The sequence below is a fragment of the Maribacter stanieri genome, from assembly GCF_900112245.1.
Classification (GTDB): Bacteria; Bacteroidota; Bacteroidia; order Flavobacteriales; family Flavobacteriaceae; genus Maribacter; species Maribacter stanieri.
In genome coordinates, this window is sequence record NZ_FOYX01000003.1 from 58483 (window position 1) to 80414 (window position 21932).

General features: G+C 34.1%; 25 protein-coding genes. 9 read left to right on the forward strand and 16 right to left on the reverse strand.

Going from position 1 to position 21932, the window contains the following annotated elements; genetic code table 11:
- Positions 1 to 9 precede the first annotated feature (9 nt).
- The 4 genes from BM296_RS14190 to BM296_RS14205 are packed head-to-tail and all read right to left on the reverse strand — an operon-like array spanning position 10 to position 3843.
- Complete coding sequence (locus BM296_RS14190; protein WP_091903912.1) at positions 10 to 1083, reverse strand: glycoside hydrolase family 5 protein; 1074 nt, start codon at positions 1081 to 1083, stop codon at positions 10 to 12.
- Between the two features lie 45 nt (positions 1084 to 1128).
- Entirely contained in the window at positions 1129 to 2265 is a 1137-nt protein-coding gene (locus BM296_RS14195; RefSeq protein WP_394365310.1) for a peptidylprolyl isomerase, read from the reverse strand.
- A 13-nt stretch (positions 2266 to 2278) separates the two neighbouring features.
- Positions 2279 to 2830, reverse strand: coding sequence for a gliding motility-associated peptidyl-prolyl isomerase GldI (gene gldI / locus BM296_RS14200; protein WP_027066420.1), 552 nt, complete (start codon positions 2828 to 2830; stop codon positions 2279 to 2281).
- The gene (locus BM296_RS14205) at positions 2827 to 3843 is read right to left on the reverse strand and encodes a DHH family phosphoesterase (RefSeq protein ID WP_091903914.1); all 1017 of its coding nucleotides are present in this window, start codon (positions 3841 to 3843) and stop codon (positions 2827 to 2829) included. Before BM296_RS14205 ends, gldI begins: the two co-directional genes overlap by 4 nt.
- Positions 3844 to 3918: 75 nt before the next feature.
- On the opposite strand from BM296_RS14205, the gene BM296_RS14210 reads away from it, so the two are divergent.
- Positions 3919 to 4947 (forward strand): alkaline phosphatase D family protein, encoded by a 1029-nt coding sequence (locus BM296_RS14210; RefSeq protein ID WP_091903916.1) that lies wholly within the window; start codon positions 3919 to 3921, stop codon positions 4945 to 4947.
- Positions 4948 to 4992: 45 nt separating this feature from the next.
- Positions 4993 to 5412 (forward strand): nucleoside-diphosphate kinase, encoded by a 420-nt coding sequence (locus tag BM296_RS14215; RefSeq protein WP_027066423.1) that lies wholly within the window; start codon positions 4993 to 4995, stop codon positions 5410 to 5412.
- A 70-nt stretch (positions 5413 to 5482) separates the two neighbouring features.
- Here BM296_RS14215 and BM296_RS14220 read toward each other — a convergent pair whose 3' ends face one another.
- Genes BM296_RS14220 through recF form a run of 3 tightly spaced genes read right to left on the reverse strand, consistent with a single transcriptional unit; the run spans position 5483 to position 7277 of the window.
- Positions 5483 to 5779 carry a DciA family protein gene (locus tag BM296_RS14220; RefSeq protein WP_091903918.1) on the reverse strand — a complete coding sequence of 99 codons (297 nt, stop codon included), beginning with the start codon at positions 5777 to 5779 and terminating at the stop codon, positions 5483 to 5485.
- Positions 5779 to 6195, reverse strand: coding sequence for a lipocalin family protein (locus BM296_RS14225; protein WP_245787027.1), 417 nt, complete (start codon positions 6193 to 6195; stop codon positions 5779 to 5781). Before BM296_RS14225 ends, BM296_RS14220 begins: the two co-directional genes overlap by 1 nt.
- A gap of 2 nt (positions 6196 to 6197) precedes the next feature.
- The gene (gene recF, locus BM296_RS14230; RefSeq protein WP_091903921.1) at positions 6198 to 7277 is read right to left on the reverse strand and encodes a DNA replication/repair protein RecF; all 1080 of its coding nucleotides are present in this window, start codon (positions 7275 to 7277) and stop codon (positions 6198 to 6200) included.
- Between the two features lie 123 nt (positions 7278 to 7400).
- Here recF and BM296_RS14235 point away from each other — a divergent pair, with 123 nt between their 5' ends.
- The 6 genes from BM296_RS14235 (at position 7401) to BM296_RS14265 (ending at position 13577) form a co-directional block, all read left to right on the forward strand.
- On the forward strand, positions 7401 to 8168 hold the full coding sequence (locus BM296_RS14235) for a tetratricopeptide repeat protein (protein ID WP_091903923.1): 768 nt from the start codon (positions 7401 to 7403) through the stop codon (positions 8166 to 8168).
- Positions 8168 to 8650, forward strand: a complete 483-nt coding sequence (ribH, locus tag BM296_RS14240) for a 6,7-dimethyl-8-ribityllumazine synthase (protein ID WP_091903925.1) — start codon at positions 8168 to 8170, stop codon at positions 8648 to 8650. The genes BM296_RS14235 and ribH overlap by 1 nt, the downstream gene beginning before the upstream one ends.
- Before the next feature lie 422 nt (positions 8651 to 9072).
- Positions 9073 to 10920: a DNA mismatch repair endonuclease MutL gene (mutL, locus tag BM296_RS14250; protein ID WP_091903927.1), complete on the forward strand. Its 1848-nt coding sequence runs from the start codon at positions 9073 to 9075 to the stop codon at positions 10918 to 10920.
- Positions 10921 to 11664 carry a rhomboid family intramembrane serine protease gene (locus BM296_RS14255; protein ID WP_027066431.1) on the forward strand — a complete coding sequence of 248 codons (744 nt, stop codon included), beginning with the start codon at positions 10921 to 10923 and terminating at the stop codon, positions 11662 to 11664.
- Between the two features lie 3 nt (positions 11665 to 11667).
- Positions 11668 to 12546 (forward strand): rhomboid family intramembrane serine protease, encoded by an 879-nt coding sequence (locus tag BM296_RS14260; protein WP_091903929.1) that lies wholly within the window; start codon positions 11668 to 11670, stop codon positions 12544 to 12546.
- A gap of 2 nt (positions 12547 to 12548) precedes the next feature.
- Positions 12549 to 13577, forward strand: a complete 1029-nt coding sequence (locus BM296_RS14265) for an endonuclease/exonuclease/phosphatase family protein (protein ID WP_091903931.1) — start codon at positions 12549 to 12551, stop codon at positions 13575 to 13577.
- Here BM296_RS14265 and BM296_RS14270 read toward each other — a convergent pair.
- The 9 genes from BM296_RS14270 to udk all read right to left on the reverse strand — a co-directional run bounded on the left by BM296_RS14270 (position 13561) and on the right by udk (position 20477).
- Positions 13561 to 13881: a DUF6122 family protein gene (locus tag BM296_RS14270; RefSeq protein WP_091903933.1), complete on the reverse strand. Its 321-nt coding sequence runs from the start codon at positions 13879 to 13881 to the stop codon at positions 13561 to 13563. The two genes, BM296_RS14265 and BM296_RS14270, sit on opposite strands and share 17 nt — an antisense overlap.
- Positions 13874 to 14503, reverse strand: coding sequence for a WbqC family protein (locus BM296_RS14275; protein WP_091904860.1), 630 nt, complete (start codon positions 14501 to 14503; stop codon positions 13874 to 13876). The genes BM296_RS14270 and BM296_RS14275 overlap by 8 nt, the downstream gene beginning before the upstream one ends.
- 4 nt (positions 14504 to 14507) lie before the next feature.
- On the reverse strand, positions 14508 to 16208 hold the full coding sequence (gene lepB, locus BM296_RS14280; RefSeq protein WP_091903935.1) for a signal peptidase I: 1701 nt from the start codon (positions 16206 to 16208) through the stop codon (positions 14508 to 14510).
- Between the two features lie 93 nt (positions 16209 to 16301).
- A complete protein-coding gene (gene dapB, locus BM296_RS14285) occupies positions 16302 to 17003 on the reverse strand; it encodes a 4-hydroxy-tetrahydrodipicolinate reductase (protein WP_091903939.1) in 702 nt (233 codons plus the stop codon).
- A gap of 2 nt (positions 17004 to 17005) precedes the next feature.
- A complete protein-coding gene (locus BM296_RS14290; RefSeq protein ID WP_245787028.1) occupies positions 17006 to 17665 on the reverse strand; it encodes a DUF5683 domain-containing protein in 660 nt (219 codons plus the stop codon).
- Positions 17658 to 18566, reverse strand: coding sequence for a ParB/RepB/Spo0J family partition protein (locus BM296_RS14295; protein WP_091903941.1), 909 nt, complete (start codon positions 18564 to 18566; stop codon positions 17658 to 17660). The genes BM296_RS14290 and BM296_RS14295 overlap by 8 nt, the downstream gene beginning before the upstream one ends.
- A gap of 2 nt (positions 18567 to 18568) precedes the next feature.
- Positions 18569 to 19342 carry a ParA family protein gene (locus BM296_RS14300; protein WP_027066440.1) on the reverse strand — a complete coding sequence of 258 codons (774 nt, stop codon included), beginning with the start codon at positions 19340 to 19342 and terminating at the stop codon, positions 18569 to 18571.
- 188 nt (positions 19343 to 19530) lie between these two features.
- Entirely contained in the window at positions 19531 to 19863 is a 333-nt protein-coding gene (locus tag BM296_RS14305; RefSeq protein ID WP_091903943.1) for an FtsB family cell division protein, read from the reverse strand.
- On the reverse strand, positions 19863 to 20477 hold the full coding sequence (udk, locus tag BM296_RS14310; protein ID WP_027066442.1) for a uridine kinase: 615 nt from the start codon (positions 20475 to 20477) through the stop codon (positions 19863 to 19865). The genes BM296_RS14305 and udk overlap by 1 nt, the downstream gene beginning before the upstream one ends.
- A 106-nt stretch (positions 20478 to 20583) precedes the next feature.
- Here udk and BM296_RS14315 point away from each other — a divergent pair, with 106 nt between their 5' ends.
- A complete protein-coding gene (locus tag BM296_RS14315; RefSeq protein ID WP_091903945.1) occupies positions 20584 to 21813 on the forward strand; it encodes a multidrug effflux MFS transporter in 1230 nt (409 codons plus the stop codon).
- Positions 21814 to 21932 lie beyond the last annotated feature (119 nt).

Here is a 21932-nt window from a genome sequence, read left to right on the forward strand (position 1 = left end):
TCCTCAGTATTAAAACTGGGGATTTTTACTTTTAAGTTCTTCTCGAACCATGGTTCCGCTTTGGGTTAGGTCGCTAGCATTCCAGTTGCCTGTTGTGCTAGAGTTTGGTAAAAGTGCTGCAGAACTTTCATCTTTATCCGCTATAGACCAGTTACACCAAGATATTTTGTTCTCATCTAAAAATTCCCACCACGTGTTGGCTTCTTGAATATCAATAAAACCATCGCCAGAGGCATCTGTGGTTCCGAATTCAGTGACAAATAGTGCAATGTTGTTATCTAAAGCTTCTTGTGCGGTATCACGTAATTCTTGTTTATGTGTAGTAGCGTAATAGTGCAGCGTATAGGCTACATTTTCATCATCAATTTTGTTGCCAATAACATCATCTACATTTTGAGACCAGTTTCTGGTTCCACAAACAACTATATTATCTAGATCATATTTTCTTATTTCCGCTAGCACAGCTTCATGATATGGTTTTAGCACATTATCCCATGAAACATCTAAAGGCTCGTTATAGATTTCATAAATAATGTTTGGTCGATCTCCGTACTTCTGTGCTACTTCAGAGAAAAACGCTTTTGCCTGTTCTTCGTAATCTTCTGCATGATGACTATGCCAATCTACAATAACATATATGCCCTCTGCGATTGCAGCATCAATAACGGTAAATACTTTATTCTTTTCCGTTTCAGGATTGGTGATGTAACCTTCAGAATCTTCAACAGCCATAGCTGCACGTACGATAGTACATTGCCAGTCTTCTTTTAGCCAACGAACCGTTTGGGGTGTATAAAATTCACCTATCCATTGGCTCCAAAAAAAGGACATTCCTCTTAATTGAACTTCATTATTATTTTGGTCTAGAATTTTAGTGCCCTCAATATGCAATTGCCCGTGTAGGGATACAACGGTGTCTTCTGTATTAGGGTCTGTGGGAGCTGTTGGGGTAGTAGGAATTTCTTCAACCGAAGTTTCTGTTATTATTACCGGACTCGTACTTTCTGTATTTGAAGTGCCACAAGAAAGTATGATAATAGATAAAAGAAAAACTATAATCGTTACCTCATATTTTTTAAACATAACATTGTTTTTTTAAGGTTAACGATTATAGTTTACATAGTTATTTTATTGTGTAAGACCTGTAATTTCTAAATCGAAAACTAAATCTGCATCTGGAGGAATTGGACCTCCACCTTGTGGACCATAACCTAAATGAGAAGGTATGAATAAACGAACTTTATCACCAACTTTCATTGTTAAAAGTCCTTCTCTAAAACCTGCTATTAAACGAGATTCCGGAGTGTAATCCATTGGTACTGGCATGTAGCCACCACCTTGTTGTCTTTTAATATCGAACATACCGTATTTTTGAGCAACTTCTTCATAGTTACTGTCAAATAAAGTACCGTCCATTAAATAGCCTGCATACATAACATTGACTTTTTGACCAACCTTAGGTTTTTCACCGTCTCCGTTTTCTAAAGTTAGTACTTTAAGTCCAGAAGGTAAGGTAGTAGCTTTTGCTTTTTGAGCTTCAATAGAATAGGCAAATTCAGCTTTTATTTTTTGAACTTCAGCCAATTTTTCAGCTTTCTCTTTTTCAATGGCAGCAAGTCTATCTTCTTCGCCGTCAAAATAATCTGTCATAATCTGAACAGCATCAAATTTACGAGCCTCTTTACCGTTTCTGATAATCTCAACAGTATTCATAATTACTGGTTCCACAGGTTTGTTACCTGCGCCTACAGCAACATTTGCTATAGAATCTACCACATCCATACCTTCGACTACTTCACCAAAAACAGTGTGCTTATTATTTAACCAAGGTGTTTCTTTATGAGTAATAAAGAACTGACTACCATTAGTGGTTGGTCCAGAATTGGCCATAGAAAGAATACCTTTCTTATCATGTACCAAAGAATCATTGAACTCATCCATGAATTTATAACCAGGGTTTCCAGTTCCCTGTCCCAAAGGATCTCCACCTTGAATCATGAAATCTTTCATAATTCTGTGGAATGTTAATCCGTCGTAATATTTTTTTCCTTTGTATTCTTCACTAACAAAAGTATTTGTTCCTTCTGCCAGAGAAATAAAGTTAGCCACAGTAACCGGAGTCTTATCTTGCTCTAAACGAACTATAATGTCGCCTTTAGATGTTTTTATATCGGCGAATAAACCGTCTCCTAAATCGGCTCTTTTGCTAGTTTTACAGCTGGTTATTAGTAAACCGATAACTGCAAGCAAGTACATTTTTTTAATCATAATGGTCATTTTAATTTACTGTATTCTCTTCTTGTTTTTCTATTTGTAAAATTGTAATGGTGGATTTAAGAGGAACATTGCTTCCAATCTTATTTTCGTCGCCATGATAGCCAAAGGCTATTGATGAAGGAAAAAGAAAAGTGGCACGTTCATTTACTTTCAGCATCTTGATAGCATCGCGAAGCCCAAGGAAAATTTCTTGCTTGTCCACTTTATAAGTAACAACGCCAATATCTTCTTTAGAATAGATAGTATCATTATCTAAGGTTAAAATATCGTAATTGAATACTACTAAATCATCTGTTTTAGGCGTGTAATCACTATCCTCGTTAACCGTTAAATAATGGTACCACGAACCAGAATTACTGTGTGCGTAATGTTTTAAAGAGTCTAATTCTATAATTGCCTGAATTTTATTTTCTTCTGCTTCTAGAAGTTTACGGCTCCTTTCAATAGACGCTTTAAAAAAACTACCACTTTTTGTTTGAATAGGTTTTCTTGGCTCAGGTCCGTCACAGCTTGTTATGAATACCGCTAGAAATAAAAATAAAACTAATCTCATGATTGTAATTGATTCTTGTACAAAGGTAATAATGAAGTGAAGTATGCAATTGTCTCTTCTTTATTGTCATCACTTTTTCCACCAGCAGCATTTGTGTGTCCGCCACCATGAAAATGCTTCCTTGCAAAATCATTAACAGAAAATTCCCCGACAGACCTAAATGATATTTTAAAAATACCTTCTTCTTTGTTTTCTATGAATATAACAGCAAATTTAATTCCGTCTAAGGTTAAGCCATAATTTACAAATCCTTCTGTATCGCCTTTTTGATAATTATAGGTGTCTAATTCATTTTGGCTTAATGTGATGTATGCGGTAGAATAATCCTCTAAAATGACCATGTTCTTTAGCGCACAACCTAATAAATGCAATCTGCTTGGAGAATTGGTGTCGTAAATACGATGATGAATTTCTGTGCCTTCTGCGCCTTTGTCCATTAGGTCGGCAATAACTCTATGTGTATTACTTGTTGTAGCGGCAAATTTAAAAGAACCAGTGTCGGTCATAATACCGGTATAAATACAATTCGCCATTTCTGGGGTAATACTGTTTTCATCACCTAATTGATTGATAAGTACATACACCATCTCGCAGGTAGAGCTCATTTTTACATCTGAGTACATGATTTTAGCGTAATCTGATGGCTCTTGGTGATGGTCTACCATTACAAAAGTAGCCTTTGCAGATTCTAATATCTCGCTCATTTGACCAACACGACCTAGGTGGTTAAAATCTAATGTAAATATGATATCAGCATTATTAATGCATGATTTGGACTGCGAATTTTCTTTTTCAAAATTCAAGATTTGGTCTGAGCCTGGCATCCATTTTAAAAACTTCGGATAGTCGTTCGGTGCAACAATACTAGCTGTATGACCGGTATTAACCAAATAATGCCAAAGTGCCAATGTTGATCCAATAGCATCTCCATCGGGATTCTTATGTGGTATAATCGCTATTTTCTTTGGTGAAGAAAGTAGCTTTTTAAGCTCGTTTAAGTGCTCTAAATTCATGGCGGCAAAGATACAATTTAATAATATAGGCTTTAAAACGAAAGCCTTAATTTTACCCAGACTTAACTATCTCATATGAAAATTATGTACTTTTTTATCGCTACATTCTTATTGGCGGGGTGTTCTTCAAATAAAAAACCAATTGAAAATGAATCTGCCAAGCCCGATTTTACCTTGGCTTTCGGCTCATGTAATAGAATAGATTTGCCTAATCTTCTTTGGGATGATATTTTGAATACCAAGCCCGATGTATGGGTATGGGGCGGCGATAATATTTATGCCGATACCGATGATATGGAGGCTTTAAGAGCGATGTATAATAAGCAGAAGGAGCAGACGGAATATAAAAAGCTAGTAGAAACCACTGATATTTTAGGTACTTGGGATGATCATGATTACGGCTTGAATGATGGTGGAGTGGAATTTGAAGCTAAAGATGCTAGTCAACAAGAATTCTTGAATTTTATGAATGTACCAGAAGATAGTCCGTTACGTAATAGACAAGGAGTTTACAATTCAAAGAAGTTTAGTGTGGGAAAACATTCTATTACTATTATAATTCTAGATACAAGATATTTTAGAACACAGTTGACTCCTGACAATGAAACCAGTAAGCGAATTAAACCAAATGAATACGGAGAAGGAACTATTTTAGGTGATGTACAATGGACTTGGTTAGAAAATGAACTAAATACATCAAAATCAGATTTTAATATCATTGTAAGTAGTGTTCAATATTTGTCTAATGAACACGGATTTGAGGGTTGGGGTAATTTCCCGCATGAAGTTGATAAGCTGGCAACTATCATAGAAAGTTCTAATGCAAACGGTGTAATTGTATTGTCTGGAGATCGCCATATTTCTGAGTTTTCTAAAACTAATTTAAAGAGGATGAATTATCCTTTAATAGATTTTACTAGTAGTGGACTTACGCATGCGTATAATGGTTTTAGTGGAGAGCCAAATAAATATAGAGTAGGCGAGGTGATTTTTACCGAAAGTTTCGGGATTCTAGAATTTAATTTTAGCGCTAAAAAGGTTGATTTTAAAATAGTTGGAGATAACGGAATAGTGTTAGAGAAACTAGAACAAGTCTACGAATAGTTGTGAGATATGTATAAAAACGTATTTTTGCGCAAAAATTAAGATATGAGTACGAATAGAACGTTTACAATGATTAAACCAGATGCCGTTAAAAACGGACATATTGGGGCTATTTTAGAAAAAATTACTGCTGCTGGTTTTAAAATCGTAGCGATGAAATATACACAATTGAGCTTAAGAGATGCACAAGAGTTTTATGGTGTACATAGAGAGCGTCCTTTCTTTGGGGAGCTAGTTGAATTCATGACAAGCGGTACAATTGTAGCGGCTATCTTAGAGAAAGAAAATGCTGTTGAAGATTTTAGAGCATTAATCGGTGCTACCAACCCTGCAGACGCAGCTGAAGGTACTATTCGTAAAATGTTTGCTACTAGTATTGGTGAGAATGCAGTACATGGTTCTGATAGCGATGAGAATGCGGCTATTGAAGGTTCATTCCATTTTGCAGGTAGAGAAATCTATTAAGACTTTTTATACTATATTAAAAAAGCCAGTTCTTTAGAACTGGCTTTTTTTGTTTCAATAGTAATATAGTTTATCTCAAAACTAGTTTTTTAACTACTTCTTTTCCTATTTCTTCATTGATCATTCGTACAATTTTTGATTTCCCTAAACTTAATTCTTCGCGTAGTACAGAAGAGCTTAATGATACGTAAAGGGTGTCGAATTTTAATTCAATTTCTGTCGTGTAATTGTTTACTCCGTTGCCCATAAGTTTAGCCCATGCAGCTCTTGCATCTACTTTATCCATGCCTTTTTCTAATTTATTCTTTTGAATAAATGCGGAAAGTGCGTCTTTCATTGAAGTGTTATCGTTGCCTCTGCTTGCCATTATGGAGTTATATTTATAGGTTCAAATCTGTTATAATGATAAATTAAACCTTGGCTGTTTTTGACTGAAAAACTTTCTTCAGAGAGTTTGATCAGCACTTCTTCCCAAGTATTATTATCATTGTTGTAACTCATGTATATAGAATCATTCGAAATTCTTATTCGAAATGGTTCCGCATCATTCGATGTTTCAAAAGTACCATTGAATTTAGGGTCTACTTTTTTTCTGAATCCGGTTAAGGAATCCAGTTTAATGTAATCAACAGTACTATTTACGGAGTACTCTTTTTTTGCTCCATCTTTAAAAGTTACTTCTTTTATTTCCCAATACCCATTTAAAAGGTGCAATTGTTTCTTGTCAATCTTTGAGTTGCAAGAAATAAGAAATATAGAGCAGATTATAAAAATCTTTTTCATCATTACAATTTAAATATTTTATAGGATTGATGAATCTTTTTAACAATACTTTCCGTTCTTTCTGCATGTGTGTCACTAATGAAAATCTGTCCAAAGTTTTCATTGTTCACTAAGGTTATAATGTGCGATACCCGATGCTCATCTAACTTGTCAAAAATATCATCTAAAATTAAAATTGGGGTAGTGCCGCTTTGCGATTTCATAAAATGAAACTGAGCAAATTTCAAAGCAATTAAAAATGATTTTTGCTGACCCTGACTACCAAATTTCTTTATAGGGTAATTACTGATTTCAAAACTTAAGTCATCTTTATGTACACCTACACTTGTGTATTGTAAAGCGCGGTCTTTATCTAGATTTTTATTTAAAAGAGTTATTAGGTCAAAATCTTTCAATTTGCTATCGTAAGAGAGAGAGACATTTTCTGTATTACCAGTGATGGATTTATACTGTTCCTGAAAAATGGGAATAAAAGCTTCTAAAAAAGAAGTCCTTTTGTTGAAAATTTCAGTTCCGTAGGTATTCATCTGCTCATTATAAACAGCTAAAGTATCTTTATTGAAAGTTCTATTAGCTGTAAAGTATTTTAAAAGCGCGTTTCTTTGAGAAACAACCTTGTTGTAATTGATAAGGTTTTGCAAATAACTTTTGTCGGATTGGGAAATTACACCGTCAATAAATTTTCTACGAGTCTCACTTCCTTCAATAATAAGGTCTCTGTCTGCAGGAGAAATAATTACCAGTGGTAAAAGACCTATATGGTCGGCAAAACGGTCATATGCTTTTCCGTTTCGTTTAATAATCTTCTTGTTGTTCTTTTTTAAGCTACAAACAATTTTTTCTTCCCTATCTTCTTTTTCAAATGTGCCATCTATTACAAAAAAGTCCGATCCATGTCGAATGTTTTGAGATGATACTGGGTTAAAATAGCTTTTGCCGAAGGATAAGTGATAAATGGAGTCTAAAATGTTTGTTTTTCCAATTCCGTTATCGCCAACAAAACAATTTATCTTTGCATCGAACGTAAGTTCTTTAGACTCAAAATTTTTGTAATTAATCAATGATAATTGTCTCAGCAGCATTAAAAATATTGGATTTTGGATTGGGTAGGATGGTAACTACCTTAAAATATCCAAAAATAACGAATAAATACACTTTGCGATTTCAATAAAACCATTATTTTTGCGCGATCAATAAATTTAGAAATGGCAACATATAAGAAAAGAGGATTTAAACCTGAAACAAAGGCTGAAAAGCAAGAATTTGAAGAACAAGAAAGCACAACAGCAGAGGTGTTTAGTTCTTTAGACGAAGGCGCTTCTAGGTCAGAAGAGTGGGTTTCTAAGAATCAGAATTACATTTTAGGTGCCATTGGGGTTATAGCTATCAGCGTTTTAGGCTATTTAGCGTATAATCAATTTGTAGAAAAACCAAAGGAAGCTAGTGCAGCAAACGAAATGTACTACCCGCAACAATATTTTGACCAAGCTTTAGCTACTACAACGGCTAAAGACTCATTATTTACTTTGGCTTTGGAAGGAGCTGAAGGTAAATATGGCTTTTTAGATATTATTGAAGAGTATAGCGGTACTAAGGCTGCTAATTTAGCAAACTATGGTGCTGGTATGTCATATTTGAATATGAATAACTATCAAGAAGCTATTACTTATCTAGAAGATTTTAGTTCTGATGATGCAGTTCTTGGTGCTTTGGCTAAAGGTGGTCTAGGTGATGCTTTTATGCAATTAGGCCAAGCGTCTGATGCCTTAGGGTACTATGAAGATGCGGTAAAGCACAGTGGTAATGAATATACTGCTCCTAAATTTTTATATAAAGCAGGAATTACTGCTTTGGAAATGGGAGATAAGGATAAAGCATTAGATTTTTTCCAGAGAATTAAAGATGAGTTTCCAAAATCAGAAAATGCTGCTTCTATAGATGCTTTTATAGGAATGGCTAAAAGTGGTGAATAATGGCGACAAAAAATAAAAATTTATCGGCTTACGATAAAACAACAATCCCAAACGCGAACGGACTTCGGTTTGGGATTGTTGTTTCAGAATGGAATTCTGAAATAACTGAGGGTTTGTATTCCGGAGCAATTGATGCGTTATTAGATTGTGGAGCTCAAGAAGCCGATATTGTAAGGTGGAATGTGCCTGGTAGTTTTGAACTTACTTTTGGTTCAAAGAAAATGATTGAAACTCATAAGATTGACGCTGTAATAGCTATTGGTAGCGTTATACAGGGGGAAACAAAGCATTTTGATTTTGTATGTGAGGCTACAGCTCAAGGTATAAAAGATTTGAATGTTATTACAAACGTGCCTGTTATATTCTGTGTGTTAACTGACAACAATATACAGCAATCTATTGACCGTAGTGGCGGTAAGCATGGTAATAAAGGTACTGAAGCCGCAATTGCTGCTATTAAAATGGCGGTTTTAGGTAGCTAAACTTCTTTTTAACTTATCCATTTTTATCTTAAAGCTTAAATTCCGGGTTGGTAATTTAAGCTGTTAACAAATTTTGGCATTCGTAACATGCCCTATTTTTCTATTTTAAGTAACTTTGGAGTTATGGGGATGTTAAGCAAAATAACACGGTTACGAAAAAATAGGTCATTTGAATATAATCCTAGATATTATGATGGCAAGGGAAAAGGTAATCCATTTAAAATGGAACCTAAGTTTGACCAATTTCGTAGTACTCTAAATACATCTCGAGGTTTAAAAAGAAAACTTAATAGTGCTATAGAAGACACTAAAAGGAAAGGAGATCGCAACTTAAAGATTAGAATGATAGTTATAGTTGCCATTTTGGTTCTTATTTTTCTTTACATTATTGATTTTGACCTCTCAATTTTCTTTACTTCATAATGGCCGATATTATTAGATTATTACCTGACCATGTAGCAAATCAAATTGCTGCGGGCGAAGTGGTACAACGCCCATCATCTGTTGTTAAAGAATTAATGGAGAACGCCATTGATGCCGGTGCAACTGAAATACAACTTATTATCAAAGATGGTGGTAAAACACTGATTCAAGTAGTTGATAACGGTAAGGGTATGAGTGGTACCGATGCAAGGTTGAGCTTTGAACGCCATGCAACTTCCAAAATTCAGAAAGCAGAAGATTTATTCAATTTACATACTAAAGGTTTTAGAGGTGAAGCTCTTGCTTCTATTGCGGCAATTGCCCATGTGGAAATGCTGACAAAAACCGAAGATGATGATATTGGAACTAAAATTAAAATAGAAGGGAGTAAAATTGTTACTCAAGAAGTAGTTGTTGCTCCTAAAGGGACTTCTATGCTTGTTAAAAATCTATTTTTTAATATCCCTGCAAGACGTAATTTCTTAAAATCTGATCAAGTAGAATACCGCCATATTGCAGATGAGTTTCATAGAATCTCATTGGCGCATCCGCAGGTAGCTTTTAATTTTTATAATAACGGCAGTGACGTTTTTCAATTACCGGCGAATGACTTTAGAAAACGCATTGTACATATTTTTGGTAGAAAGACAGATGAGAAATTAGTTCCTGTCGAAGAGGAAACTCAGGTTGTGAAAATTTCGGGTTATATTCAAAAACCGGAATTCGCAAAAAAGAGTAGGGGCGAACAGTTTTTCTTCGCCAATAATAGATTTATAAAAAGTCCATATTTACATCATGCCATACTTGGGGCTTTTGAGGGGGTGATACGTCCAGGAACACATCCTGGTTATTTCTTAAACTTAGAAGTTGACCCTGCAACCATTGATATTAATATACATCCAACCAAAACAGAAGTAAAGTTTGATGATGAGCATACATTATATGCTATGCTTAAATCAACTGTAAAACATAGTTTAGGACAATTCAATGTGGTACCAGCTTTAGATTTTGAACAAGATCAGAATTTAGATACGCCTTATTCTTATAAAAATAAAGCGGTAGGTATTCCACAAGTTGTGGTGGACTCTTCTTTCAATCCTTTTGAGACTACCCAGCCACCAAAAGGAAATTCGGGAGGTAGTTATTCAAAACCAAAAGTAGATGGTTGGGAAAGCTTGTATTCTGGATTAGAGACTTCAAGTGATACTAATGCAAGTCACTTAGAGTTTGAGTCGGAGGTTGTAAATAGTAGTATTTTTGATGGTAAGAAGGAAGCAGTAGATCATACCACTACTACTTTTCAGTTGCGAAAAAAATATATTATTACTACGATAAAATCTGGTATGGTAGTAATTAATCAGAGTAGGGCACATCAACGTGTACTCTATGAAAATTTCTTAAAAAACATTACCATTAAAGAGGCTGTAAGTCAGCAACTGCTTTTTCCGCTAACGTTATCTTTTTCACCTAGTGAAATACATATCTTAAAGGAGATTAAAGAAAATCTATGCACGGTAGGTTTTGTCTTTGGAGAGTTGACAGAAGAAGGCGTAGAAATTAAAGGAGTACCTGTTTTAGTTGCGGAGAGTGAAGTGCAAATGATTATGGAGCAATTAATATCAGATTTTCAACAAGAGGTGCCTGGCGATAGTTTCTCTCAAAGTGATATGTTGGCTAAGACATTGGCAAAAACCTTGTCTGTGAAGACAGGAGAGTCCTTAGACGAGTTTTCTCAAGTGAAGTTGGTAAATGACTTATTTGCCTGTAAGGAAACTACCTTGAGCCCGTTTAACAAAAAAGTATACATTACCATTACTGAAAATGATATTGAACGAAAATTTATTTAAATGGGAAGATTAACAGAAACTATCAAGCACTTACTTATAATAAATGTGCTGTTTTTTGTAGCTACGCAAATGTACGGCGAGCAAATGTACGAGTGGTTTTCCCTCTACTTTCCAAAAAACGACCATTTTCAGCTTTGGCAAATTTTAACCCATATGTTCATGCACGGTGGATTTATGCATATACTTTTTAATATGTATGCATTGTGGGCTTTTGGAACTCCATTAGAACGTATGTGGGGTAGAAATAAGTTTTTGTTTTTCTACATCTCAGCAGGGCTTGGTGCAGCTTTAATTCATATTGGAGTAAATTATTACTATTATAATGCAGGAATGAGCGCTTTATTGGATGCGGGGTTGTCTGAGAGTAACATTCTTGAAATTATAAACGGCGGACAGTATAATACAGAATGGTACAAGATAGCTGGTCAGTCTACCATTGATAATTTTTTAGCAGCTTTCAATACGCCGGTTGTTGGTGCCTCTGGTGCTATTTATGGTATACTAGTGGCTTATGGAATGTCTTATCCGGAGAGCGAATTGTTTCTAATTTTCTTACCTGTCCCAATTAAGGCAAAATTCTTTATACCGGTTTTAATAGCGTTAGATTTGTTTTCAGGAGTAACGGGTTATAGTTTGTTTGGACAAGGAATTGCACATTTTGCACACGTAGGTGGGGCACTTTTCGGTTTCTTAATGATGTGGTACTGGAAAAAAAATCAATTTAATAAAAATAGGTGGAACTAAAATATGGCTCAACCAGATTTAAAATATCAATTTAGTAGGTTAAATATAGCAGAGAAGCTAATCGCAGTAAATGTGGTGGTTTTTATCATTAATGCGTTGGTTCCTTTTTTATTGGGAATACCTAAGAATAGTATTGTACAGTGGTTTGAATTACCAAATGATATCGTAGATATTGCATTTCAACCTTGGTCAATTGTCACCTATTCATTTTTTCATGGTGGAGTTGGTCATTTATTCTGGAATATGTTAATGATATATTTTGTTGGACGTATTTTTTTAAATCTATTTGATGCGAAACGATTTCTAAATGTATATATACTGGGAGTAATATTAGGCGGATTATTTTTTGTTTTAGGTTACAATATTTTTCCTGCTTTCTTTAATACAAGTGCTTATTTAATTGGAGCATCAGCCGGAGCTAGTGCAGTATTGATTTTTATTTGTACGTATTTACCTAATCAAGAAGTTAGGGTCGTTTTTTTTAATGTAAAACTTTGGATTGTTGGTGCTGTACTTGTGCTTAGCGATTTAATACAATTGCCATTAAGTAATTCTGGCGGACACTTAGCTCATTTAGGTGGTGCCTTTTTAGGATATTTATATGCAAGTCAATTGACCAAAGGAAATGACATAGGTTCTGGTTTTTCAAAGTTTATGGATAGCATAGCTAACCTTTTTAAAGGATCGGAAAAGAAGGCTCCGATGAAAACGGTTTATAAGAATAAAGCGAAATCTAACGCAGCTAATTCTACCGCTGATTATGATAGAAAAACACATCAGAAAAAGATTGATGCTATTTTAGATAAAATAAGTAAGTCTGGTTATGAAAGTTTGTCAAAGGCAGAAAAAGACTTTTTATTTAAAGCGGGTAAAGAAAATTAAGCATGAAAAGAATGTCTTTTTTTAAAAAGCTCATGTTGTTCTTAAATGTAATTGTAGCTTTTAGTTTGTTTTTGGCGTGCATTGTTCCGTATACATCTATAGCTAGTTTAGCATTTATCAGTTTAACAGTACCTGCACTGGTAATTGTCAATATGCTATTTTTCTTGTATTGGTTAGTTGGCAAAAAGATATATCTATTACTATCTTTTGCTATATTAGTTTTTGGTTACTTTACACTTGGTTCATTTATTGCCTTTAATGGACGATCAAACAGTATTTCTGATCCTAACACTATTTCTTTATTAAGTTATAATGCATTAGGTTTTCATAGTAAATATCATGGAGATTGGGCGAATATAACAAGCCCTGAAGTTATAAAATTTGTAGAAGGGGAAAACCCGGATATAATCTATTTTCAAGAATTTGAGCCTCATAATGTCAAGGGCGATATGTTGAAAAATTATCCTTTTAAAGCAAATAAATTTGAAATTAAAAACGGCGAGTCAAGTAAAAATTTAGCTATATTTTCAAAGTTTAAGATTATTAGTAATGGAGAACTTGATTTTCCTAATACTTTTAATGGTGGTGTTTATGCGGATATTGTATTTAAGAAAGATACTATTCGTTTCTATAATCTGCACCTGGAATCTTTAAGTATAAGACCAAACTATTTTAAAAGAGAGCGGTCAGATAAGCTGTTTGTTAGGCTTAGGGATTCTTTTGATAAGCAGGAAAGACAATCTAATATTGTTAGAGAGCATATTAAGACAAGTCCTTATCCTGTTATTGTCGGGGGTGATTTTAATAACACCCAATTTTCTAAAGTGTATTTTAATATTAAGGGAGATTTAAACGATAGCTTTTTAGAATCTGGACATGGATATGGGGAAACCATTAAGTTTTGGAAATTTCCTTTTAGAATTGATATGATTTTAGGAGATCCTAGTTTTACTTTCTTATCCCATAACAACTACAAGATAAATATATCTGACCACGAGCCCATAATGGCCACTTTTAAGGTGTCCCAGTAATAAACAAGCAATCAACAGTATCTGCTAAAATGTGAATGAGTAATGCTAATCCGAATATCCTAGTTCTTTTAACTGAAAATAATAGAGCATAAGCAGCGATTGCCCAATAGGTGTGGAGCGGGTGGAAATTTATGCTACATCGGTTAGGGTCAAACAATGGTGTGGCTAAAAGATGGTCCAAATCAATTATAATTCCTGATAAAAGTATAATCGCTGCCCAAAGTCTATTCTCTTTATAGAAATAAAATGCAATGATAATGGGAACTACAAAGTGTATCCCATAATGTGCAATAAATCTAACCATTAGAAGGGCTAATAAACTCGTGGTTTAAATAATCAATAGTATTCGGACCAAGATTAAAAAGTAAATCTAATATGCTCAAATTGGGAATAAAGCCATGACGATCTCCAAATACTTGTATGTATGGTTCTATATTTAATTGATGCTTTAATTTCGCACTTATTAAAAATCTGAAATCCTCATTATCTTCCGGCTTGACTTCAAAATGAGTCGATTTTGTTAAAGGCATTTCCATTTGTAAACATTCAAAAATGGTTTCTATAGTCTTTAAATTGAATTCTAACAATTTTTCGTAGGGCTTGTTATAAAGATGTTTTATATCGTCTTCATAAAATTCAAAATAAGGAGATGTCCTATATGCAGTTTGTAAAGTACGCCAATGCTGTCTTTGCCAAGGATACGAATTATCTATTAAGACATCTTCATATTTTTGCCTTCCGTTGGCTTTGCCAACATGAATTATTGGTATGCTTAAAATATGCTTGCCTCTATCATTAGAAATGTAAGTTCTGTTTCTAAAAGTTTGTTTCTGATAATTGTCATGCACCTCCCAACAAATGGGGTGGTGTAGAATATAGCTGAACGTAGTTATATTCGGAAAATAAGAGGGATGAATTAGTTTCATCTGTTTACTTTTTTTCTTTTTTGCGCTTCCAGAAATAGTTACCAACGAAATATGCTCCAAGAAGTATTAGGAAGTACTTGAAATAAGATTGTGGTTCACCATCAACGTTTACTGTAGTGAAAATTCTATCCCATCTAGGTCTCCAATTACTTATGCCCTCAGTAAAGTTGTCAAAACTCATCCATATAAAAATAGGGGTTCCGACAATGTGGTTTTCAGGTACGTAGCCCCAAGCTCTACTATCTTCTGAGTGATCTCTGTTGTCACCCATCATCCAGAAATAATCTTGTTTAAAAGTATAGCTAGTTGCAGGTTTTCCATTTATACTAATTTGATTACCTGATACTGAAATTTCATTCTTTTCGTATTCTCTTATAATCTTTTTATAAAGTGGCAAAACTTTAAGATTCAAGTCTACGGTGGCTCCTTTCTGAGGAATGTAAATAGGTCCCATTTGACTATAGTTCCATGGGTAGTCTGGACTTTGAGGAAATAGATTGATTCCTCTTCTTCCTTTTTCTGCAACATTTTGTACTACAGAATCAATACTTGGATTATTTCTAAGTGCATTGACCATGTCTGCAGTCAAAGGAACAGTTCGTTGGCGATCTGTAATTTCTTTTAATGCTAATCTATATCTAGAAATCATTTTTGCAGGAATTCCACTTCCTTTAGTAAATAATTCAATCTGACCATTATCTGTCTGATTAAAACCTAAAATGTAACTTCTAATACCGTTTACTTGTTCTTGATTTAAAGGGCTTGATAAATATTTTCTAGTGTAATCGGTTATACCCAAATCTTCAAAAGTTCTGGATGATACACCTTTTGAACTATAAACAGTATAGTCTAATTGTGGTTTTGCACTTTTTGGTAATTCTAATTGCTTACCATTTATGAATACATAACCATCACGTACTTCCAATGAATCTCCAGGAACACCTACACATCGTTTAACGTAGTTTGATTTTTTGTCAATTGGTTTGTCTACACCTTTTTCCTTCTTGAAGAATACGCGAACCGTATCTGCCGGCCAGCTAAAAACAACAATATCATTTCTTTCTACTTTAGTGAAACCAGGTAATCTAAAATAGGGTAGTTGCGGTTTTTTTAAATAAGATGGAACTCCAAGCACAGGTAATGTATCATGTACCATAGGAGCGGCAATTGTTGTCATTGGTGTTCTAGCTCCGTAATGAAACTTACTAACAAAAAGAAAATCTCCTACTCTTAAAGTACGCTCTAATGATCCAGTTGGTATTACATAAGGTTGTATGAAATAAGTATGTACCAATGTTGCGGCTACTACAGCAAATAAAATAGAACTAACCCATTCTCCAGTAGCTGTTTTAGGATGTAGGGAGCGGTCTTCAATATAGTTTACCTCTAAGGCGTAATTTACATAATAGATATAAAAACCTAAGGTTAAAACAACTATCCAGGTTTCTAGTCTGCTATTTCTTCCAAAACTTCTTATAGTTTCAACCCATATTACTGGAAACATCAATAAATTAATAATAGGTATGAACAACAGTATTGTCCACCATTTAGGTCTATTGATAATTTGCATTAAAACTATAGAATTGTAAACAGGTATAGCAGCTTCCCAAGCTTTTCTACCTGCTTTTACGTAAAGTTTCCAAGTACCTAAAAAATGTATTACTTGAACAATGAGAATAAAAATAATCCATTGAGTGCCGTTCATGTTCTTTAGTTTTTATTGAAATAGAATGAATTTTTGATGGTGATAATTACATCAATAGTTCATCAGTCTTTTAGATTGCTATTTGTTACGTTTTTAACCTAGGTTTAACACATCGCGCATTGTGAAAACTCCCGATTTACCAATAATCCATTCAGCAGCAGTAACTGCTCCTAAAGCAAACCCCTCTCTATTATGAGCGGTATGTTTTATGGAAATTCTATCAACAACGCTTTCATAATCAACGGTATGTGTTCCTGGTACTTTGCCAATTCTTTTAGAGGTTATTGGTAAAATAGTATCCGATGAATTATCTAATTTCCATTCGCTGTAATTAGAATTAGCAATAACACCTTCTGCCAATGTAATAGCCGTTCCACTAGGGGCATCTAATTTTTGGGTATGATGAATTTCTTCTAGAGAAACTTTATATTCTGGAAGATTCTGCATCATCTTTGCTAAGTAATTGTTTAATTCAAAAAAAATATTTACTCCTAAGCTAAAATTAGAGGCGTAAATAAATGCACCTTTTTTATCATTACATAAAGTAATTGCATCTTCATATTTATCTAACCAACCAGTAGTTCCTGAAATTACAGGTACATTATTGTTGAAACATTTTGTTATATTCCCAAAAGCTGCCTCTGGCATACTAAAATCTATGGCTACATCCATTGAATTGAAATCAATATCTTGGGTGTTCTCGTCAATTTTGGCTACAATTTCATGACCTCGATTTCTTGCAATTTGCTCAATCATTTGTCCCATTTTTCCGTATCCGAAAAGTGCAATTCTCATTCTTAAAATTTAATGGTTAATGCCATGCCGTAGTTTGGGCTATTGGTTATCTGGTTGTAATCAAAGTAAGGTTCAAAATCTATGCTAAGATCATCGTCAATATTGAATTGCTTTAGGTGGGCATCCACATTTGCATCAACTATGTTTAGTGCATACATACCTATTGCTACAACAAGCCAAAGATCACGATCACTTTGATAACGTTCTTGTTGATACTCCAAATCATCTGTATCTAAATCTGGGTCATCGCCAACAGCATTATTACCATCAATATCATAGTATTCATCATCGGTAAAACCAGCTTGTCTTCTTTTAAAAGCGGTTCTGAAGGTTTGATATTGATTGTTGTTCCAGGCGTACATGTAAGCACTACCACCAACAAGTCCCCAAGCAATTGGAGCTTTCCAGTATCGTTTATTGTATATCTGACCCATGCCGGGTAAAATTGCAGAATAGAAAGCGGCTTTACTTGGAGCTAAAGGGTTAAATTCTTCTTTAGCTTTTTTAAATGAAACCGAGTCTTTAATTACAACACCTTTTTTAGCAAGATCACTTTGTATACTATCTTTTTCAGTTTTAGGTATAGAATCCTGTTCCTCTTGAGAAAAAGTAATGTTTATAAATAATAATAGTGTACTAAATAATGTAAGATAGCTACGCACCTGTTATCAATTTTTTGATACGGTCAAATTCCTCTTGAGACTTAAATGGTATGGTTATTTTTCCTCTGGCATTATCCGTAGATTTTATATCCACTTTTACGGATAAGGCGTCGGTTAATTCTTTTATACCCTTACGAACAAAAACAGAAGCTTCTTTTTGAACAGGTTTTGTTATTTCCTCTGTAGGTACATCATCTGCATGATATGCTTTTACGGCACTTTCAGTATCTCTAACAGAAAGATTGTCGAAAATAATTTTTTCGTAGAGAGAAATTTGGTCTTGTTTTTTATCAATGTTTACCAAGGCTCTACCATGCCCCATGCTCAAAAAGCCATCACGCATGCCGGTCTGGATAATTGGATCTAATTTTAACAAACGTAAATAGTTCGCGATTGTAGATCTTTTTTTACCCACACGCTCACTCAGTTTTTCTTGAGTAAGATTTATTTCATCTATAAGACGTTGGTAAGAAAGCGCAATTTCGATAGGGTCTAAATCTTGTCTTTGTATATTTTCAACCAACGCCATTTCTAATGACTCTTGGTCGTTGGCTATACGTATATATGCAGGTATGGTGTCTAAACCTAATAATTTAGAGGCACGATACCTTCTTTCACCAGAAACAAGTTGAAATTCGTTAAAACCTAATTTTCTAACAGTAATAGGTTGAATTACACCAAGTTCTCTAATAGAAGTGGCTAATTCTTTTATGTGTTCATCATTGAAATTGGAACGTGGTTGAAATGGATTAACCTCTATATGGTCTAGATCCAATTCAATTATATTACCAACAACTTTATCTGCATTTTTATCAGATGCTGTGTTTATATCATTTTCCGGATCTTTTAAAAGAGCCGAAAGTCCTCTACCTAAAGCTTGTTTTTTTGTCGCTTTTGCCATACTTAAACCGTCTGCTTATTTTTTTTGACTATTTCATTAGCCATGTTCAAATAGTTTGTTGCCCCTTTGCTGGCAGCATCATACTTGATAATGCTTTCTCCATAACTTGGAGCTTCACTTAATCTAACATTACGTTGAATTACAGTGTCAAAAACCATATCTCCAAAATGCTTTCTTACCTCATCAACTACTTGGTTAGATAGGCGTAACCTAGAGTCGTACATAGTTAATAACATGCCCTCAATATCTAATTCGGCATTATGTAATTTCTGTACACTTTTTATCGTATTTAATAATTTACCTAATCCTTCTAATGCAAAATATTCACATTGGATTGGGATAATTACTGAATCTGCTGCAGTTAGAGCATTTAAGGTCAGTAGCCCTAAGGATGGTGCACAATCGATTAAGATATAATCATAATCGTTTTTAAGGTCTATAATCGCCTTTTTCATCATGTACTCACGCTCATCCTTATCTACCAATTCAATTTCAATGGCAACAAGGTCAATATGTGCAGGAATAAGGTCTACATTAGGCGATGTTGTAGATATAATTGTCTCTCTAGCAGTTTTAGTATGTTCCATAAGTTGGTAGGAACCTAATTCAACACCATCGACATCTATACCTAACCCAGAAGTAGCATTTGCCTGTGGGTCTGCATCTATTAATAATACCTTTTTTTCCAATACACCTAGCGAGGCTGCTAAGTTGACCGAAGTTGTAGTTTTACCTACACCGCCTTTTTGATTGGCTATAGCAATAATCTTGCCCATGTTCAAAGTAAGTTAGGTGGTAAAAATACAATTATTTATGAGGCTAATGAAAGCTTTTTGTTAACACTAAGTGAATAAGCCTAGAGTTTTCATTAATAAAGCGTTAAACTTTTAGTTATTAAATGGTTAGAAGAACATTTATAACGTAGTATAATAAAAGTGATAAACTTATTAAAAGGATATGAAAACTATTCTTTGTTCTTGAGTTTTAAACTGTCTTCGTATTCAATAAGATAGATTTCTTCATTCTTTTTCTTGAGGTAATATTCTTCACGGGCAAAACGTTCTAACTCATCTTCATCAGACAATTTTTCAATAATTTTTTTATCCCGTGCAATCTCCTCTTTTAAGAAATCTTGAGTTTTTTCAAGTTTTTTTATCTCTTTTCTAAGTTCCAAATGAATTAATAAAGAGTTAGTGTCAAAAAACAGCATCCACACAACAAAAACGGACAAGACCAATACATACATATTGGTCATGATTTTAAACCATTTCTTTTGTTTCAAATCTTTGAAGCCCATTATTCTTGCATTAGTTTTTCGTTGATAATACTCTTAACTATCTCAACTGCAACTGTGTTGTATTTATTGTTAGGTATTATAATATCTGCATATTCTTTAGTAGGCTCAATGAATTGTTCATGCATTGGCTTTATAATAGATTGGTATTTTTCTATAGTTTCATCTAAATCCCAACCTCTTTCGTTAACATCTCTTTTAAGTCTTCTAATAAGTCTTTCATCTGTATCTGCATGCACGAAAATTTTAATATCGAACATTTTTCTAATTGCAGAGTTGGTCATGATAAGAATGCCTTCTACTATTATTACTTTGGTTGGATGCGTTAAAACTGTTTTTGCCGTTCTATTGCATTCCAAAAAAGAATAAACGGGTTGTTCTATAGATTCTCCGTTTTTAAGAGCTATCAAGTGTTTTTCAAGTAAAGCAAAATCAATAGAACTTGGGTGGTCAAAATTGGTTTTTCTTCTTTCTTCTAAAGATAAGTGCGAAAGATCGTTATAGTAAGAATCTTGTGAAATTACCCCAACTTCTTCATTTGGTAATTCATTGATAATTTGATTTACTACTGTAGTTTTTCCACAACCAGTTCCACCGGCAATACCTATAATCAGCATACATTACAATTTATTGCAAAAGTACATATTTGAATTTCAAAAAGCATAATCTCAAAAATCAACTTTTAATAACATGGCTTGAATTGTTAAGCCTTATTTTTGCAGGATGCAGAATGAACAGGTAAAGCCTAACTTTGAATTTGTAGCCTTAATGGCATCATTAATGTCTATTGTAGCCTTAACAATTGACGCTATTTTACCAGCAATGGCAGATATTGGTATAGCTATAAACAGCTTGGATCCCACTAAAAATCAGCTACTTGTTACCATGATTTTTTTAGGCTTGGGCGTAGGGCAATTGTTTTTTGGTCCGCTGTCAGATAGTCTTGGTAGAAAACCAATTGTTTACTTAGGTTTTACTGTCTTTTTAGTAGCTAGTATAATTTGTTTATTTGCCCCGAATCTTGAAATAATGCTTGTTGGGCGTGTCTTGCAAGGTATTGGACTATCTGCGCCTAGAACAATAAGTATTTCTATTATTCGCGATACATATAGGGGAGATTATATGGCAAAAATAATGTCTTTTGTTACAGCGTTCTTTATTTTGGTTCCGGTGGTTGCGCCTGCTATTGGCAAAGCTGTTATGGGTATTACAGGTTGGCAGGGTATCTTTTATATGCAATTATTTTTTGCCTTGGTGGTAGGTATTTGGTTTTATAAAAGACAAGTAGAAACATTAAAGCCAGAATATAAGGTTCCCTTTTCTTTCAATGTCTTTATTAAAGGAACAAAGGAAATTTTCAGGTACAAGGAAACTGTTTCTTGTACAATGATATCAGGGTTAATTACAGGTTCTTTTTTGGTCTACTTAAGTTCAGCACAACATGTGTTTGAAGAACTTTATGGCTTAACAGAAACATTTCCTTATGTATTTGCGGGGCTAGCACTGTCGGTTGGTTTTTCAACTTTAATGAACGGTACTTTGGTATTGCGTTTTGGGATGCGGAACTTATCTTTTGCTGCACTTGTGGCATTTACAATAATTGCTTTATCCTATAGTTTGTTATTTCTTAACTCTAAAGATCCAAGTATTACTATCTTATTAATATTTCTTTCACTGCAGTTTTTGTGTTTAGGATTTATTTGGGGAAATATGCGATCTATTGCAATGGAACCTATTGGTCATATTGCGGGTATAGGTGCTGCCATAACTGGTTTTATCTCTACCATTTTATCTATCCCTATTTCTATTTTTGTGGGTAGTTTTATTGAGGATTCCGTTTGGGCACTCTTTGCAGGTTTAGGGGGCTGTGGTCTTATTTCGGTTGTGTTATTTATGATCTTTAAAACGAGACCTTTATTTGCCAATAATCATGCGTTTTCTAATCAAACATAAGATTTGGTCATTTACTTTAATATTGGTTTAAATTTTAACGATTTAGAAATATTTATTAAAGAATAAAAGCCATAAAATAAAAATTCACCAAGTTCTAGATGTTTCGGACTTGGCGAATT

What these genes read in the sequence shown, in the direction of transcription:
- recF (WP_091903921.1), bottom strand. Translation starts at nt 7,277, where the DNA reads ATGCTGCTGAGACAATTATCATTGATTAATTACAAAAATTTTGAGTCT.
- BM296_RS14235 (WP_091903923.1), top strand. Translation starts at nt 7,401, where the DNA reads ATGGCAACATATAAGAAAAGAGGATTTAAACCTGAAACAAAGGCTGAA.
- BM296_RS14270 (WP_091903933.1), bottom strand. Translation starts at nt 13,881, where the DNA reads ATGGTTAGATTTATTGCACATTATGGGATACACTTTGTAGTTCCCATT.
- BM296_RS14210 (WP_091903916.1), top strand. Translation starts at nt 3,919, where the DNA reads ATGAAAATTATGTACTTTTTTATCGCTACATTCTTATTGGCGGGGTGT.
- ribH (WP_091903925.1), top strand. Translation starts at nt 8,168, where the DNA reads ATGGCGACAAAAAATAAAAATTTATCGGCTTACGATAAAACAACAATC.
- gldI (WP_027066420.1), bottom strand. Translation starts at nt 2,830, where the DNA reads ATGAGATTAGTTTTATTTTTATTTCTAGCGGTATTCATAACAAGCTGT.
- BM296_RS14275 (WP_091904860.1), bottom strand. Translation starts at nt 14,503, where the DNA reads ATGAAACTAATTCATCCCTCTTATTTTCCGAATATAACTACGTTCAGC.
- BM296_RS14265 (WP_091903931.1), top strand. Translation starts at nt 12,549, where the DNA reads ATGAAAAGAATGTCTTTTTTTAAAAAGCTCATGTTGTTCTTAAATGTA.
- BM296_RS14190 (WP_091903912.1), bottom strand. Translation starts at nt 1,083, where the DNA reads ATGTTTAAAAAATATGAGGTAACGATTATAGTTTTTCTTTTATCTATT.
- BM296_RS14225 (WP_245787027.1), bottom strand. Translation starts at nt 6,195, where the DNA reads ATGAAAAAGATTTTTATAATCTGCTCTATATTTCTTATTTCTTGCAAC.
- BM296_RS14300 (WP_027066440.1), bottom strand. Translation starts at nt 19,342, where the DNA reads ATGGGCAAGATTATTGCTATAGCCAATCAAAAAGGCGGTGTAGGTAAA.
- BM296_RS14220 (WP_091903918.1), bottom strand. Translation starts at nt 5,779, where the DNA reads ATGGCAAGCAGAGGCAACGATAACACTTCAATGAAAGACGCACTTTCC.
- BM296_RS14260 (WP_091903929.1), top strand. Translation starts at nt 11,668, where the DNA reads ATGGCTCAACCAGATTTAAAATATCAATTTAGTAGGTTAAATATAGCA.
- BM296_RS14215 (WP_027066423.1), top strand. Translation starts at nt 4,993, where the DNA reads ATGAGTACGAATAGAACGTTTACAATGATTAAACCAGATGCCGTTAAA.
- lepB (WP_091903935.1), bottom strand. Translation starts at nt 16,208, where the DNA reads ATGAACGGCACTCAATGGATTATTTTTATTCTCATTGTTCAAGTAATA.
- BM296_RS14295 (WP_091903941.1), bottom strand. Translation starts at nt 18,566, where the DNA reads ATGGCAAAAGCGACAAAAAAACAAGCTTTAGGTAGAGGACTTTCGGCT.
- udk (WP_027066442.1), bottom strand. Translation starts at nt 20,477, where the DNA reads ATGCTGATTATAGGTATTGCCGGTGGAACTGGTTGTGGAAAAACTACA.
- BM296_RS14205 (WP_091903914.1), bottom strand. Translation starts at nt 3,843, where the DNA reads ATGAATTTAGAGCACTTAAACGAGCTTAAAAAGCTACTTTCTTCACCA.
- mutL (WP_091903927.1), top strand. Translation starts at nt 9,073, where the DNA reads ATGGCCGATATTATTAGATTATTACCTGACCATGTAGCAAATCAAATT.
- BM296_RS14255 (WP_027066431.1), top strand. Translation starts at nt 10,921, where the DNA reads ATGGGAAGATTAACAGAAACTATCAAGCACTTACTTATAATAAATGTG.
- dapB (WP_091903939.1), bottom strand. Translation starts at nt 17,003, where the DNA reads ATGAGAATTGCACTTTTCGGATACGGAAAAATGGGACAAATGATTGAG.
- BM296_RS14315 (WP_091903945.1), top strand. Translation starts at nt 20,584, where the DNA reads ATGCAGAATGAACAGGTAAAGCCTAACTTTGAATTTGTAGCCTTAATG.
- BM296_RS14305 (WP_091903943.1), bottom strand. Translation starts at nt 19,863, where the DNA reads ATGGGCTTCAAAGATTTGAAACAAAAGAAATGGTTTAAAATCATGACC.